This is a genomic window from Pantoea sp. KPR_PJ (assembly GCF_041386365.1).
Lineage (GTDB): Bacteria > Pseudomonadota > Gammaproteobacteria > Enterobacterales > Enterobacteriaceae > Pantoea.
This window is the reverse complement of the sequence record NZ_JABMIK010000002.1, coordinates 152,389-166,721: the sequence shown is the minus strand read 5'-3', so window position 1 is coordinate 166,721 and position 14,333 is coordinate 152,389. Positions and strand designations below refer to the sequence as shown.

The 14,333-nt window shown below is 45.9% G+C and carries 21 protein-coding genes and 3 pseudogenes; 14 read left to right on the top strand and 10 right to left on the bottom strand.

What is annotated here, in order from left to right; all coding sequences use genetic code 11:
* Nucleotides 1–55 precede the first annotated feature (55 nt).
* Genes HP564_RS05505 through HP564_RS05490 form a run of 4 tightly spaced genes read right to left on the bottom strand, consistent with a single transcriptional unit; the run spans nucleotide 56 to nucleotide 1,365 of the window.
* Nucleotides 56–274: a hypothetical protein gene (locus tag HP564_RS05505; RefSeq protein WP_371241001.1), complete on the bottom strand. Its 219-nt coding sequence runs from the start codon at nucleotides 272–274 to the stop codon at nucleotides 56–58.
* Nucleotides 271–540: a DUF5405 family protein gene (locus HP564_RS05500; RefSeq protein WP_371240999.1), complete on the bottom strand. Its 270-nt coding sequence runs from the start codon at nucleotides 538–540 to the stop codon at nucleotides 271–273. Before HP564_RS05500 ends, HP564_RS05505 begins: the two co-directional genes overlap by 4 nt.
* Before the next feature lie 46 nt (nucleotides 541–586).
* The gene (locus HP564_RS05495; protein WP_371240997.1) at nucleotides 587–1,126 is read right to left on the bottom strand and encodes a hypothetical protein; all 540 of its coding nucleotides are present in this window, start codon (nucleotides 1,124–1,126) and stop codon (nucleotides 587–589) included.
* A complete protein-coding gene (locus tag HP564_RS05490) occupies nucleotides 1,123–1,365 on the bottom strand; it encodes a DNA polymerase III subunit theta (protein WP_371240995.1) in 243 nt (80 codons plus the stop codon). The genes HP564_RS05495 and HP564_RS05490 overlap by 4 nt, the downstream gene beginning before the upstream one ends.
* Before the next feature lie 70 nt (nucleotides 1,366–1,435).
* Between HP564_RS05490 and HP564_RS05485 the strand changes: the two genes are divergently transcribed.
* On the top strand, nucleotides 1,436–1,582 hold the full coding sequence (locus HP564_RS05485; RefSeq protein WP_371240994.1) for a hypothetical protein: 147 nt from the start codon (nucleotides 1,436–1,438) through the stop codon (nucleotides 1,580–1,582).
* Between the two features lie 175 nt (nucleotides 1,583–1,757).
* On the opposite strand, the gene HP564_RS05480 is transcribed toward HP564_RS05485, so the two are convergent.
* Nucleotides 1,758–1,916: a hypothetical protein gene (locus tag HP564_RS05480; RefSeq protein ID WP_371240992.1), complete on the bottom strand. Its 159-nt coding sequence runs from the start codon at nucleotides 1,914–1,916 to the stop codon at nucleotides 1,758–1,760.
* Nucleotides 1,906–2,358 carry a hypothetical protein gene (locus HP564_RS05475; RefSeq protein ID WP_371240990.1) on the bottom strand — a complete coding sequence of 151 codons (453 nt, stop codon included), beginning with the start codon at nucleotides 2,356–2,358 and terminating at the stop codon, nucleotides 1,906–1,908. The genes HP564_RS05480 and HP564_RS05475 overlap by 11 nt, the downstream gene beginning before the upstream one ends.
* A 160-nt stretch (nucleotides 2,359–2,518) precedes the next feature.
* Between HP564_RS05475 and HP564_RS05470 the strand changes: the two genes are divergently transcribed.
* On the top strand, nucleotides 2,519–3,268 hold the full coding sequence (locus HP564_RS05470; protein WP_371240989.1) for a hypothetical protein: 750 nt from the start codon (nucleotides 2,519–2,521) through the stop codon (nucleotides 3,266–3,268).
* 197 nt (nucleotides 3,269–3,465) lie between these two features.
* On the opposite strand, the gene HP564_RS05465 is transcribed toward HP564_RS05470, so the two are convergent.
* Together HP564_RS05465 and HP564_RS05460 are read right to left on the bottom strand one after the other, a co-directional pair.
* Nucleotides 3,466–4,617 (bottom strand): acyltransferase family protein, encoded by a 1,152-nt coding sequence (locus HP564_RS05465; protein ID WP_371240987.1) that lies wholly within the window; start codon nucleotides 4,615–4,617, stop codon nucleotides 3,466–3,468.
* Between the two features lie 46 nt (nucleotides 4,618–4,663).
* Nucleotides 4,664–5,401, bottom strand: a complete 738-nt coding sequence (locus HP564_RS05460) for a hypothetical protein (RefSeq protein ID WP_371240985.1) — start codon at nucleotides 5,399–5,401, stop codon at nucleotides 4,664–4,666.
* 87 nt (nucleotides 5,402–5,488) lie between these two features.
* Between HP564_RS05460 and HP564_RS05455 the strand changes: the two genes are divergently transcribed.
* Nucleotides 5,489–6,118 (top strand): hypothetical protein, encoded by a 630-nt coding sequence (locus HP564_RS05455; protein ID WP_371240983.1) that lies wholly within the window; start codon nucleotides 5,489–5,491, stop codon nucleotides 6,116–6,118.
* A gap of 197 nt (nucleotides 6,119–6,315) precedes the next feature.
* Here HP564_RS05455 and HP564_RS05450 read toward each other — a convergent pair whose 3' ends face one another.
* On the bottom strand, nucleotides 6,316–6,729 hold the full coding sequence (locus HP564_RS05450) for a hypothetical protein (protein WP_371240982.1): 414 nt from the start codon (nucleotides 6,727–6,729) through the stop codon (nucleotides 6,316–6,318).
* A 71-nt stretch (nucleotides 6,730–6,800) separates the two neighbouring features.
* Between HP564_RS05450 and HP564_RS05445 the strand changes: the two genes are divergently transcribed.
* The 9 genes and pseudogenes from HP564_RS05445 (at nucleotide 6,801) to HP564_RS05405 (ending at nucleotide 12,536) form a co-directional block, all read left to right on the top strand.
* Complete coding sequence (locus HP564_RS05445; protein ID WP_371240980.1) at nucleotides 6,801–6,923, top strand: hypothetical protein; 123 nt, start codon at nucleotides 6,801–6,803, stop codon at nucleotides 6,921–6,923.
* 199 nt (nucleotides 6,924–7,122) lie between these two features.
* Nucleotides 7,123–7,542 (top strand): annotated as a pseudogene (locus HP564_RS05440) (ubiquitin carboxyl-hydrolase); the annotation flags it as partial.
* A 19-nt stretch (nucleotides 7,543–7,561) separates the two neighbouring features.
* Nucleotides 7,562–8,424, top strand: a pseudogene (locus HP564_RS05435) (phage terminase large subunit).
* A gap of 54 nt (nucleotides 8,425–8,478) precedes the next feature.
* A complete protein-coding gene (locus HP564_RS05430) occupies nucleotides 8,479–8,901 on the top strand; it encodes a hypothetical protein (protein ID WP_371240978.1) in 423 nt (140 codons plus the stop codon).
* Between the two features lie 220 nt (nucleotides 8,902–9,121).
* A pseudogene (locus tag HP564_RS05425) lies at nucleotides 9,122–9,398 on the top strand (hypothetical protein); the annotation flags it as partial.
* Nucleotides 9,399–9,705: 307 nt separating this feature from the next.
* The gene (locus tag HP564_RS05420) at nucleotides 9,706–9,909 is read left to right on the top strand and encodes a hypothetical protein (protein ID WP_371240976.1); all 204 of its coding nucleotides are present in this window, start codon (nucleotides 9,706–9,708) and stop codon (nucleotides 9,907–9,909) included.
* 877 nt (nucleotides 9,910–10,786) lie between these two features.
* Nucleotides 10,787–11,155: a hypothetical protein gene (locus tag HP564_RS05415; protein ID WP_371240975.1), complete on the top strand. Its 369-nt coding sequence runs from the start codon at nucleotides 10,787–10,789 to the stop codon at nucleotides 11,153–11,155.
* 100 nt (nucleotides 11,156–11,255) lie between these two features.
* Nucleotides 11,256–11,903, top strand: coding sequence for a metal-binding protein ZinT (gene zinT, locus HP564_RS05410; RefSeq protein ID WP_371240973.1), 648 nt, complete (start codon nucleotides 11,256–11,258; stop codon nucleotides 11,901–11,903).
* 492 nt (nucleotides 11,904–12,395) lie between these two features.
* Nucleotides 12,396–12,536 carry a hypothetical protein gene (locus tag HP564_RS05405; RefSeq protein ID WP_371240971.1) on the top strand — a complete coding sequence of 47 codons (141 nt, stop codon included), beginning with the start codon at nucleotides 12,396–12,398 and terminating at the stop codon, nucleotides 12,534–12,536.
* A gap of 313 nt (nucleotides 12,537–12,849) precedes the next feature.
* Here HP564_RS05405 and HP564_RS05400 read toward each other — a convergent pair whose 3' ends face one another.
* Entirely contained in the window at nucleotides 12,850–13,479 is a 630-nt protein-coding gene (locus tag HP564_RS05400; protein ID WP_371240969.1) for a helix-turn-helix domain-containing protein, read from the bottom strand.
* Between the two features lie 139 nt (nucleotides 13,480–13,618).
* Here HP564_RS05400 and HP564_RS05395 point away from each other — a divergent pair, with 139 nt between their 5' ends.
* Together HP564_RS05395 and HP564_RS05390 are read left to right on the top strand one after the other, a co-directional pair.
* Nucleotides 13,619–14,008 (top strand): hypothetical protein, encoded by a 390-nt coding sequence (locus HP564_RS05395; protein WP_371240968.1) that lies wholly within the window; start codon nucleotides 13,619–13,621, stop codon nucleotides 14,006–14,008.
* Complete coding sequence (locus tag HP564_RS05390; RefSeq protein ID WP_371240966.1) at nucleotides 13,989–14,315, top strand: hypothetical protein; 327 nt, start codon at nucleotides 13,989–13,991, stop codon at nucleotides 14,313–14,315. The genes HP564_RS05395 and HP564_RS05390 overlap by 20 nt, the downstream gene beginning before the upstream one ends.
* The last annotated feature ends 18 nt before the right edge of the window (nucleotides 14,316–14,333 follow it).

Here is a 14,333-nt window from a genome sequence, read left to right as displayed (position 1 = left end):
ATTTCGCTCCTGCACTTACGCGCTACGGCCCTTAGCACGTTCTCTGCAACTGCTGTCATGCCACCTTGCGTTGCTGCTTAGCTCGCTCAATGCGCTCATAGTCTTCCCGGCACTCGCTGCAGCAGAAGAAACCCTTCGTGGTCTTCTCTCCGCAATCGCCGTTATGGCAAAGGCCGGTGTAGGTCATCGTGGGCTTGGGCCGGTTAGCCAGGACAATCTCAATCAACTGCTGCTCGCGTTCTGCGGCTTCATCTGCTGGGTCTGGAAAGTTCATGCTGCCACCTCCGTGAATGCCTTCTCACACCAGATAGATATGTAACTAATCTGTTCCTGCATTTCCTGCAGGGTCTTGGCTTCGCCGGTGCGGATTTCGTGGTTAATCAGTGCGCGGATGAGGTGCTCTAATTTCGAGTAGTATCCGAGTCGCTGCTGCGTTTCCTGCCCGGCTGTTTTGCCATGCTTAACGACGTTTTTCACGTACAGAATGAAGTCGTTCGCGCCGCCTTCGATTGTGTATTTGTCACCGATTTCAATATGCATTTTGGTTTCCTTTGGGCGTAAAAAAACCTGCCGGAGCAGGTTTCTGTTAATCTTCTTCGTCACTAAGGTCTTCATCATCACAATATCTAAACTCAAAAAATCTTCTACTTGCCGTCCATAATGAACTTACCTCTATTTGCTCCATGGTTGGCTCTTCCGGGTCTATTGAAGCCGGCACCATGTCAGACATATAGGCATTAACTTCCTCTGTAAGCTGATCGCGGAAGTACCTTATGTATTTTGAAGTGAGCTTTTTATCATCGGCCGATACCTCTAAGATTCTGCTTCTGGCAGAAGCCAGAGAATGAGCTACATTCGATGCTTTAGAAAAACTAAGTTCAGAAGGATATCCTTGCCTCGCATTATCGTTAGCTCTTTCCGCATCGGCCTGCAGCAATTCGTAAAGATGCTTCTCTCTCTCGAAATTATGCAATTCTTCCTGTCGAGCCATTAAGTCCTTCTGTAGCAGCCTTGATTCTTTCGCGCTTTTATGACTTTGAATTGCTGAAATCATTGCTATTACAGCGGCACCAAAAGTTCCTGCTGCTGAGATAAGGTCTATATAATCTTCGTGATGCCAACTCAAACCTTATCCTCTTTCTGATAAACCGGGTCAGTGCCGCGCGGGAACTGCAGCGAGGCGTTCCTGTAGTGCTGCAACCGTTCGCGGAAATATTCCCGCATCTCTTCCGGCTGCTGCAATTCCACTTCCATAGCGATAACCGGCATGTTCATGCGCTCTTTGTAGGCGGCGCCTGATGCGGCCAGATCGACGTTGACCTTATCGCGCTCTTCTTTACTGCGTGCTGCGAGATTGTGTGGCATTAAAAATGCCTTTAGATAATATCATTAGATATTGTGCTGCTGAAAATATCATCTATTACAGGCTAATTCTATGATTGGAATATCTACCTGGGAGTATCACTTCTTACAGTTCATGGTGGTTGCTGCTTTGTTTGTTGGTTACATCTGGGGCCGAGAAGTTGGAATAAAAAAAGAGCAGTTTGATTCTGAAAAAAGAAATAAGCGCAATAAAGAATAAGTCAGCTACCGTCGCACCTCGGCGCACTCTAATTGCACCAAGGGCCGGCGCTCATGCAGCCGGGCCTTTACCTGCTCGCAGGCTTCAATGGTTGGGTAGATACGCTCCGACACCGGAGCGGGAAGGGCAGAGACAATTACGATGACGAAGCCGATAAGCATGGTGCCTCCGCTTCCTATGTGAGTGCTGCCAGCGCGATAGCTTCACCCAGGTCATGCAGTTGCGAGTACATCTCCAGCGAAAATTCAATGCGTGCTTCCCGGTCGGACAGGAAGCGGATCCGCGGCTCTCTCAACTCTGCCGGCACAACCGGCATCGGATAGTTACGCATCATCTATCTCCATATATGCCTCTATGAAGCCTTTAGCGACTTCCGTGTTGATAGTGTTCCCGTAGGCGCGCAGTCGTCCCACTCTTTGGGCAGCGCCATTAACCAGCGGGAATGTGCCGGGTTCAACTGGCCGCCACTTTCCATCCCTGCAGAAGAGCCAGTCAGCATCTCGCCAGAAGCCGTTAGAAGCTGAGGTTCCGGCATCGGTTTTTTCACGTCGATTCCCGATCCCTGAATTTGAGCGCCACATAGAGCTGTTGTTTTCCTGCTGCTGTCCGTATTCCCTGATGCGCTGTTGCCGTTTTGTGCCGGAGTCCCCGCCATAGGAGTTGGCCAGCCCGCTAACGACGCAGCCCATCCTATCTTGTTGGGTGTTTGTCGCCCGTCTCCGCTCATCTGAACGTTGGTGCAATTGGTTATCATCGAAACCTGCGGCGTTGGCCATCCTGTCAGTTGAGCCTCTGACTGAAGGTTCATTCCTCCCTGCCTGCCGCTCGTTCCGGCGCCCGCGCCATTGTTCGCAGTTGGAGTGGGCCACCCAGGAGAGGCGCTGTCTGATAAGCGGCGCACCTGCCACGCCATCTCTTATCGTACCTGCAAACTGTGTGCAGATTGCCAATGTGTATAACCTAGAAATGGATTCGGATTATTTTTATAACTCCGATAAATATGGGGTTATGTGTCTTGATACAAGCGTGGCGGGTGCGGCAACATTCACTGATTTGATGATTAAGTCTGCGACGTTCAGAAACATCACCAGTGATGGCGTCCATCTGTATCCTAACGCCACGATTGGTAATGTCCACGTGATAAATCCGGTATTTAATGGAGCGCCACTGGACAACAGCCTTAACCGATCCATGTATATAGGTAAGACGGGTAACAGCAAGCTTGTCATTGCTGGTGCGAAAAATATCGGCACCAACATTCCGGCAGCCTATGATGCATCAACATGTTACAACGTTGATATATATGACAATAAGCCTGAAATTGTTCAAATCTGGAACCCAGTTCTTTCTGGTCAGGATGGGACGCCTACAGGTAGTGTGACAGCAACTTTCAATAAAAAGGGAGATACGATATTCTTCGAAGCTACAATCCGTATTACGACTGTTAATAATGCGGGAAACCCAATATTCACAATACCTTATCCTGCAAAACCTGGAGCAATAGCTAACATCATCGGCAGAACAGAAAGTAGCGGTGACAATGTTGGTGCTGGTAAAATGCTTCTTGGCTTAATTCAGACTGATAGTAACAATGTCAGAATGCTAAATTTCGACAACTCCAGATCACTGGCTAACCTTGTTGCACCAGTAGTTATGAGGGTGAGCGGATATTACAGAACGCCATAAAGTAAAAAGGCCGCTTTCGCGGCCTTTTTCATTTTCCTTTCTTTTTCCAGCTTATTTCTGAGCTTACCCAGATTGCAATCATCGCTATCTCTGTTATGAGCATGCCCTGCTTAACATCATCACGCGCAAACATCCCTATCATATAAACAAGGCTTATTGCAGCGGCCAGCCTTACGAGACACTTTATAAGAAACATATTAAACTCGCCCTCCCGCCACTTCGACTGGTTTTGATTTACGTCCGAATTTGCCAACAATTAGTTTTCGGCAGGGGTTCTCAACAAAAATATGCAATGCAGAAGCTGACGCAATACAGATTGCCCAAAATGCCAGGGCGTCAAACGCTCCGAATGATTTAAAAAAATTCGGATACTTGTACGCCATATTAATAATGATTGCGTGACACAGGTATAGGGCAAAGCTTGCTTCTCCAAGAAACACAATAGGCCTGAAGGAAAGCAGCTTAGAGATTAGGCCAGTGCTTTTAGAGAAAATGATGATAAGAGCGCCCCAAAAAAGCCAGATACCTTCTTTATAAACGTAGTAGGCGGCACCCGGACCCCAGCTATTATAGATTTTGGTTGGGGCAGCAACTTCCTGAAGTAATCTGATGATTAACGCGAACATCAGGATTTCTATAGCGAACCAGATGATTGAAGGAATCTGGTCCAGCCTTTTGCTTAACGACTGGTAAATGCTAAAGCAAAGAACGCCGAAAAGAAATTCAATAATCCTAACTAGAGGGTTTGCATATAACGCGCCGAACATAGTGATACCTGGCCCGCCATCGTCATTCGAAATTCCAGCCTTGGTAGATATAAAAATGAATGAATAAGCAACAAAGGAAAAAATAATGATTGCGAACGGCATGTTCACTTTTTTGTTCATCAAAATGAAACATAGCGTAACGTAGAAAAATGCCTCGGTAGATATACTCCACGCAACACCGTTAAAAGATAAAACGTTTGGTGCTGTAAATGACCATGACTGAATCAAAAATAAGTTTAAAATTAGCTTGTGAATTCCATCATTTGTATTTGCAAATTCATGGGTCATTGAAGGAGTGATTAGCGCTATCCATATTAGCATGGTCACAAAATGCAAGGGCCAGATTCGTGCAAATCTATTTACGAGGAAGCGCTTCGCAGACTGAAAGTCAGGCAGTGATTTGTAGTTATATGCGAGGATAAATCCGCTGAGAGTAAAGAAAAAGGATACACCCTGAGACAGGGAGTAGTGAGTAGCGATACCCAGCGATCCGAAGAGAGGATGGGAGTGTCCAATCACTATCATAGCGGCAGCAAAGAAGCGCAGTGAAGTTAGCGCATCCAGCTTTTTTACGTCATTCAATGAGATGTCCTCAGGAAAAATATTTTATGCATATAACTTGACGCTTTTATGCAATCTGATATGCCGAGATGTTAAGCGAGCATACATAAATTCGCAATAAATTAAGAAAAATTACATAAAAAAGCCCCGGTGACGGGGCAGAGGCATACCGCGCCGACCTGAGCAGGCTACGGGGGGGCTGGCTGGAGGGGATCTTGGTGCAGGGCAGGGATGGCACAAACTCGTTCAGTTTCTCGTTGAGCAGGCTCCTTTGTGCTTCATCATTTTCCTTCATCCAGGATCCGTATACCTGATACACCATCTGCGCATCTGAATGACCCCTTTGCGCGGCAACGTCGTTCGGGTATACGCCTGCCGACAACGCCTGGCATGCGAACGTATGCCTCGACTGATATGCTTTTCGGTGACGAAGGCCTGCACGCCTTAATGCACTGTTCCCTGTCTGACCTAGCGATTCTGCTGAATAGTAAGCGCCTGACCTTCCGTTTACTGAATCCAGGCTGGCGTTGAAGACGAATGTTTTCTGGTCCTCGATCCGCTCACCATACTCCCTTGTATGAAAAGTGAAGGGTGTCTGAGGATACATTCTGGTCAGCTCACGCTGATTGCGGAGAATCTTTGCAGCTGCATCGATCATGCTTATTGCCCTGTTGCCCGCTTCCGTTTTCGGCGGGGTGAACAGACCCTGCGGCGTCAGGTTTCGCGAAACGGTTATTGTCTTCGCTTCTGGGTCTGTATCCTCCCAGGCCAAAACGCAGATTTTCCACGCCGTAAAAGCTTGCATCTTTCTATTCAATAAAAAGTGCTTTCCATACTCCATCTGGCCAGGGTAAAAATTGTCAAATTAAAAAGCAGCGTATAGGGAGAAAAGATGAGGAACTCTTTGAGTGGCGGTTTAAAGAAATTTGATTCAACTTATTCAATTTTGGAAAAGATTTTTACGCTAGTGGCTGTTGTAAGCGGTACAACAGTGACGGTTTGGTTATCAAAAGCTCAACCTTATTTAGCCAGGTCAGGCGTTTTAGGATATTTGATAATATTTATGTTTATAGTAACCCTCTTCTACGTCCTGAGACTTTTGCATCAAAGCACGTTGTCAAAAAAAGCAAAAGAAGAATACTTCTCTAAATTGACAGTATCATCAGATAAAGTTAATCCTCTGGCTGAAAATTTTGAAGGAAAGGTCATAAATCTTGAAGAGCTAAGGTTGCCATGTAATGATAATCAAATGCATAAGACTTTTAGAAGATGCACGCTTGTAGGACCGATGGCTATCATGGTTGGCGGTTCAGGAGGTATATCAAATTCCAGCTTTAATTATTGTGGAGAGTTGGTCGCTCTACCGCAGAATATCAAGGGCGTGCATTTGAATGGAGTATTAAAATTCATTAACTGCACTTTTCATGAGTGTAATTTTATCCAGGTAACCATTGTGGTGGATCATAAAACAGCCCAGGGCTTTAAAAGCGATCTGCCTGAAATGCCATTGATTGGTCTGTAAATTCACATTAACCACCTCTGGGCGGTTTTTCTTAGAGTAACTATGGCAAAACCAGACTGAGAGGCCATCACATTGGCTTCCCAGGCTGGTTCCTTTTCCATACGCACTGTATTTGAGAAGCATGGCGTAAGTTATGTTGGCATCACTGAGCGAGCGGCAAATTAAGGCTGGCAGAGTCATCTCGCTGACGAAGTACATTAGAAGGCTGTGGGCGATAAACTAAAATCACCAGCGCTTGCAAAGCTAGCCCTAAAAACCTGCGTTTTCTTGGCAGTCACATCCGTAGTTAGCTCACTAAGACCGCCGGGGCAAGCACCTTTGGGGTTTGCGCTAAGGATATGGTTACCAGGAGACAAGTGGAAAGTTACTTTTTCTTCTGACTCAAGGTTAGCCAGCGGGATGCCGTCAATAAATACGTGAACAGTACACAAGCTCCCCATTTTTCCAGAATCACGCTTGACTATAAGCGTGCCTGTATTGTCAGTTGGGGATGAATATATGGTGGTTAATAGCTTAGAGCCTGTTACTTCATTTGCCTGGTTTGTTGGAACAGGGGTGTTGGAACAAGCGCTCAATGCGAATGCGCCTAAGATGATGAACAAATGCTTCATATCATTCCTTTAGTAAAAGTCCTGGATTATCTTAATGGCTTATATGCAACAGATCCAGAGAGGGATGAGTCATGCTTGAGGACCCAGGCAGCTTCATAAGTACTGCTCAGGAAGAGGGGACATGGGTATACCTCGTGCCGGATGATGTGCTGATGATGGAGCATCTGCCGGTTAGCGACGTAGAAGCCAAATAATAATTTCCTGGATGGTTGGTGCAAAGGCGTTAGCCGAATCAATCAATGCCAGTTTCATTTCTAATTTCACAATGTTCTCCTTAAGGGTTAGTTTAACAATGGGCAACACGGAAATGTGTCGCTTCTCTTGTAGTGGTTAATACCTGTGGAGATTTTTTGTCTCTTGCAAGAGAGGTGAGAGCGCATGGCGACCTAAGCTGAAAATGGTCGTTCTTCTGATTATCTACCAAAGGTAGCTGCTGACATCTGTTCACTGCTTGCCGATGGTGACAGCCTGCGTAAAGTTTGTGAGCGCCAGGATATGCCGAACAAGGCCACCGTATAACGCTGGCTGACTCAACATGACGAGTTTTACGACCCATACGCGAAAGCAACCGAGACGCGCACTGAGGCAATTTTCGAGGAGATATTCGACACAGCCGACAGTGTTGCCGAAGAGGCCGCTGCAGTAGGTAAAGCACGGCTGCGCATCGATACGCGCAAGTGGGCATTAGCCCGCATGAACCCGGAGAAATACGGCGACAAAGTCAGTCAGGAAATCGATCACAAATCATCTGATAGCAGCATGGCAACTAAGCCGACGACAATTCAGCTTCTCTCTGTTGAGCCAAAACCATAAGTGAAGCTGTCAACTTCCCATATCAGCCAGGCTTGCTCCACTTTTCACCTCTTCACACAAACGCTGCCGTTGCTTATATGGCGGATGAGACAGCGCCAAAACGCGCGCTTTTGCCCTGATAACACTCCTGAGGCATATCAGGCGATGATGAATGGGGAGAGCGGCGTAATTTTCTGCGCGCGTGCATCTATGAACTTGCTTGAAGCATCGAGCATGCAGGAGGTTAAGCAGGCAATCCTGTTAGTGCCGTGGCTGGCTTCCAACTTTGATACGGGCGAGAATTACATCCGCGCTATCGACAAATTGGTGACGTACGCCTTTGCAGGACTGCGGCATAATCTCGACAGTATAAAGTCGAAAGCACGCATCTTGCAGGGCTCGGTTGATGAGGCCGAGACTGTCAGTGAAATCGCATGGCAAAAGCTTGACCCAACTGTCGGAGAGGATGACTCTGAAATATGGGCAACATGGAACCCAGAACGCGACGGCAGCATCACTGATAAGCGCTTTACGACACAATACCCGGCTCTCGTGAATGGCCTACTAAAGCAGGCTCTGCACGATTTGAAACGATCAGCTATCTCACTGCAGGGCTTCAACATCTCAACTGCTGAGAGGTGGCAGGGCAGCATTAAGGATGGCATTGCCCACCTTTGCGGCGTTGATGAGATCATTATCCACCCACGATGCTAGAACGTTGCGCGTGATGTCCGTATAGGGTTATACAAAACTGATCGCTTTACTGGTGAGGTACTGCCTAAGCTGGCTTATGGTGATGAGCACTGCTGGGAGGGCATCCGCTATGTTCTTAATGGGCACATTAAGCGCAAACTTCAGACGATAGGAATACTGATCCCCAAGCGTCTGCAAAGAAATCGATAAAGAACATACTTAATTGATAGCGTAACATAGCCTTTTTGAGTAAAAGGATATTTTATGTGTGATATAAGTTGGTCAACATTTTGGTCAGCTGCCTCTGCTATTGCTCCTGCTGCGGCTGCAATTATCGCTGTATGGGCAGTGTTTAGGTGGAAAAAGCAGGATGAATTAAAAGCTAAAATGGCTTTCAAACTATCGATTTCTGACTATAAATATCTTTTATTACAGTCGCCTGGCAGATTAGCCTCAGAAGAGTTGCGTAAAGAATACAAAGATAATGAAATAAAACGCAATAATTTACTTTCTGGAGGTAATAATGTATGGATTATGACGGAAGATTTGCTGCATGCTAATAAAACCGTGGTCTTGTATTGGACGTGTATCCTGGAAAACCACCGGCTTTATTTGGATGGAAAATTAAATGCTGAGGGTCTCATAGTCTTTTGCGACAGGATCCTTACATTAAAATTCATTTTCTAATAAGAAAACTAAAGGCTGCTAGCGTAGCCTTTTTTATTACCTGGATCCCAGCTACGAACAAACTATGACTGACAAACTGACGCTCGCCGTCAATCACGCGCTGAATGACAGCAGGTTTGTCTGTGCGAGCGCCATGGCATTTAATCTCGGCATAAGGCTGAATGCGAAACATGAGCGCACATGGTGCGAATACGGTTTTAAAGATGAGCTGATATTCAACGATCTGCACAACGACCGTGTGCTGACTATCGGCGATATGTCGGATGATGCTATCGGTTTCCTTGATTCGGGATATAAGCCTGCGTCAGCCTTGAGAAGGTCGAATGTGGACTGGCGAATCATCCCTGAAGAACGCAGCTCGTCAGTAGAACATTAGCTTTGACAAAGAGGTCGATTTCAACAATCGGACTTCGATGAGCGGCGTGACAGTAGATGAGCTGCAAGAGCGTTATAACGAGGCTGCCCACGAGATTAACCGTGGCAACGACACGCTGCTCTATCTTTGTCATAACCAATTATAAGCGGCTCATCTTTAACAAGGATTAAGCTCACCATGTAAAATATCAGTTCATATCTGACAGTTAATAACACATCGTTATGTTGCACAACTCTTATAGTAACTTTGCGGTTTAGTTGTGTCAGTAATAGTTTATTTTTATAATTATATCATGATTGATAGCATCTCCGTCGCCGATCACATTTAGCAACTTCAGATTAAGAATTAGTCAGGCGTGAAAAAAATTCACTTCAATCGGAATGTTCTTATGTGTAATATGTAAGGGAAATTTACAAAAAGGACATGTAATGAACGTTCAATTCTGGTTTCACGGGACAATGCCTTCACAAGATTATGCTATCCAACGGAATAGCATTGCTTCTGTTCGTGCAGCTATAGAGGTAGCAAAATCTCGACAACAAAGTCATGTCGCCTCGCCTGTTCTCGATGATTTAGTCAGCCATCTTCTAAGAGAAACTCGTTCAATTCCAAAAAATAGCCTCAAAGAATGATGGGATGCTTTCCGGGCTGCACAGGATAGAGTTAAGTTTTTTGTTCTCCCAAAAAGGCGCTACAGAATCAGGATTTTCGGTCTGCATTTACCATTAGAACTTCCTAAAGTTTCTCCCTCGCTCTAATAAAAGTAATTTGTTAAAATAATCGATTGCAACACATGCAGTGATTAAAATTTCACTGTTTTTATTAGAGCAGGCACAAGATTGTTTGTTAAATGATCTGGAAAGCGACAATCTAAAGGAATCTAATTTTTAATTCCGGATTTCCCAAAAGTATCATGTTTATTTAAAAAGCTGTTAGTTTATTTTTTGATAAGGCAGCATCTTAATTTTTAATCTCTTCTCATGGGCGTTAAGCACCCTTTCAGGCAATTACTGTACACGTCATTATTGCTCCGAAATGAAACCTTCTACTTGTAAAATCCCATCTCTTACTAAATTTCTATTTTCATACAGTGAGTTATCGTAAAAAAGGCACCTGAAGTGATAAACTATTTTAGTAAGTGTATTTGTTAAGATATCAATGCTTTTTCTGCTTTTCTAATTAGTAAATTAGAAAAGAATGGTTGTGTTAATCACAATTTTGGTGGAGCGTTTTTTTAAAATTTCATTTTATAGTGACTTAATTTTATTATAAATTGCAGGTGATCCCTGGAATGTAATTAGACTTGTATAAATAAGATTGTTTACAATAATTTTCAGTAAGGCAACTCAGTTGGATAAGAGAAATTGAGCTTAAAAGCAACCTCTTTTCATGCCATTGACAGTTTTGAGCAGGAACTATAGTAGGGCCAATGTTTACTTCACATTAATCTGCAGATGCAAGCTAGCTTACTTTTGGATGCTGGGCAAAAATTATGGATCTCTCAACCTGATGTTAACAATCCGTTTTCTTACAATTCCTTGTGCTTTTTCTAATGCCTGCAAATTGACAGCAATTTCACTTTGCTTGACAGCATGCGCTACCAAACAGTATCCACAAGCACCCGAAGTCACTAACGAAGAGGCGGTCACCCTTAACTGCCAGGCGCTTAATTTTGAGATCGCCAGAACACATGCTATTCAACAGGAGATCAAACAAACCAGTCGCTTTGACTACCGCACCGTAATGGGATTTTTGGGCGATTTTGGTATTGGCAATGGCCTGGCCAGGCATAATGCCAGCGAGAAAGCGAAATCACGCCTCTCGCAGCTTGAAGCATTACGCAACGTAAAATGTGCTCTCTCACAGCCAGCGAAATAACGCTGTCTGAGCGCTTTACACCGTAAGAGGTTGTCGCACACATCTTGCAATAAGAAATGTTATATCATAACATTTTCCGCCTGTTTTCATGGAGGGTAAGATGTTGACGACAAGAAAGATGTTACTGGCTCTGAGTGTGATGGCGTGCTGCGGCCAGGTAATGGCACATGGGCACCATTCGCATGGTCCTGCTTTGTCAGAAATTGAGCAAAAGGCGGCAGAAGGCGTATTTGATGATATGAACGTCAAGGATCGTACCCTTGCTGACTGGGATGGCGTATGGGAATCCGTTTACCCTTTACTTCAGCAAGGCAAGCTTGACCCTGTCTTTCAGAAAAAAGCTGCGAGAGACGGGCATAAGACGGTCCAGCAGATCAAAGAGTATTATCGCAAGGGTTATGCGACAGAGATAAATCGGCTGGAAATTGAAAATGGCGTGATTACATTTTATCGGGGCAGTAGCATGGCATCATGCCACTACAATTATGCAGGACACCAGATTTTAAATTATACATCCGGCAAAAAAGGGGTGCGCTATCTGTTTGAGTGCCGTGACGCCAGCAGCAAAGCCCCAAAATATGTGCAGTTCAGCGACCATATTATCGCTCCGCGTAAATCGAGCCACTTCCACATTTTCACCGGCAATATCTCGCAACAGGCATTGTTAAAAGAGATGGATAACTGGCCGACCTATTATCCTTATCAGCTGACGCAAGAGCAGGTCGTTGACGAAATGTTGCACCACTAATCTCTGAACAGACAGGGTGGGCCGGTGCAATACAGGCGGCTCCCCTGATTTTGTACTAATAACATTCAGTGACGATGGCTAATGAACAGCTAACGCTACCCTTTCAGGAAATAAATCCATTACCTGGTGAATTAACGTGAGACGTATGCTTCTGGTTATTGTTTATCTACTCAATCAAATAGATGCCAGCCACAATCGCACTTACCGAGATAATATGTAACAGTTCAGTCATAATCATATTCCTTATATTATTACGTCAGGTTTGCTTTTATTTAATTCAAGAAGCTAATCCGCGATCTGTCAATAAAACTCTACATTTACTGACGTAAATAAAGGCTTGCGTCAGAACAGGCCTTGTCTGATAAGCCAAACGGCAACGTTACAATCTTTGCACTTTCGCGCTTTGCTCACGTTTCAACCATTCATGGACCGATATCAACAGGCACTGCGCTAAACTGGTTATGTACCCAAATGGGGTAAACGGAGGTGTATATGTCAGAACGTCCCGATGATATCGATCCGATTCCAGATGACGGTCAGGTGCCAGGCAGCGTAGAGGACATTCCCGGTGAGGATGAAGAGGATCTGCCCGAAGACGCGGAGTTCCCGGAGGATGACGATCCGAATCCTTAGCGTCAAAGCCGTCTGCGGACGGCTTTACTCTGGCATTTTCGCTAAAAAATTGCCCGCCGAAAGCGGGCAAGTTCGTTAAAGCAGAACTCTCGTACACATTACGTATTGGGTATGCGCAAAGCGCAGGGTCATAGTCTCACTCGACTGGTTACATGGGAATGAATAAATAGCTGTGGGTCACAGGAAATTCTTATTACGCAATAAAAGACCCGCACATGGCGGGTGAAAATCGTTACGTGGAATAACCCACAGGTTGATCAAGACCCGACTGTTTAGCTGACAACCGCAGGAACAATAAGTAAATCCCTAACTGTCACTGCTTCGTTGCATCACGATAGCGGCGCCATTCAATAAGCACGCCCTTAATTGCCAGCGTCTGCTGCGACGAACAGAGCAGCGGATAGTCTTCATTGAGCGGGACAAGCTCAAAACGGTCAATACCGCGTGCGCGGTATTTACGCATGATAAAATCCTCACCCTCCATCAATGCCAGTACCAGATCGCCTGGCAGCGGTGACAGGTCGGGATCGATAATCAGCAAATCACCTCGCAAACACTGTGGCGACAGCGCATTATCCCAGAGCCTGAACGCAAAGCTGGTGGCAGAGCAGGGCTGCTCGGTCTGCACGCGTTCAGCAATCTCAATCTGCGAGGCATCCGCCAGCCAGCCAGACAGTTGTTCTCTCGCCAGCACCGGCATGCCTGCCTGTGCCTGGCTGTGTACAGTTAAAATCGGTCCTTCACCGTCAACAAGCCATGCCGGTGCGCAACCTAACGCTTCCGCCAGTCGCAGCAGATTTTCACCGCGCGGCAGCGTCTCCTCTTTTTCCCATTGAGATATTGCAACATGGGAGACCGAAATTTTTTCGGCCACTGCTTTTTGAGTGAGATTCAGTGATTTACGGCGAAGGCGGATGCGTTCACCCGTGGATTCTTTTTGCATTGTCTTGACATCTCCTGAGAGCCAGACTTAAGTATACTTAAGCTGTTAATTTAAGCAATCTTAAGTTTCGGCGAGGAAGGCGCTTAGCGTTTTACGCCTGTCGTCAACAGCGATTACCCCTGAGGCTACGAGGTGAGGCATGGAGAGTAGTTTGATTACCAGTGTTGGCGCGTTAGTGCTTGGCGGCGGCGCTGCCGCGCTTTTCTGGAAGCCGCTGATTGCAGGTATCGCGTCAATTGTTACCAGCAATCGCGCAGGTGGTGAAATCATAACCAGTTATAAAGAGCAGGTCTTGTTGCTGAAAGAGAGTAATGCCTTGCTCCGACAGGAAAATGATGATCTGCGCACGCGCCATGACGCCAATCTGCGCCGGATATCCACTCTGGAAACCGATCTGCGCTTAATCAAAAACGCGCTCGGCATTCTGGTGGTGATGACTGACGCCGACCATAACAGCAAATTTCGCAACGAAATCGACAAACTGATTACTACTTTGGAGGATCGCAGCGATGGCAGAGATTCACAGTGAAGTCAGACCGTTGAGACATAAACGCAAAGTGATGCTGGGCGTGTTGATGCTGGGCATGTCACTGCTCTGCATTCTGATGACCATTTTGTTCCTCTACGTAAATAGCGCTGCTAATCGCCGCGTAGAAGAGATCCGTCATGCTTCGCTCGATGCCGCTGCCAGGCGTGAAGCCAAGGTAGATAAGCTGGCACAGCAGGTCACTGCGCTACAGCACAAGCTGGATGCCTTACCCGATCGGACTGCCGAGCAGACCGCCGACAAGGTGAAGCGGGTAGTGATACAGGATGAGCCCCCTGTAAAGCAGTAAGAGGAGAGCCTTATGCGA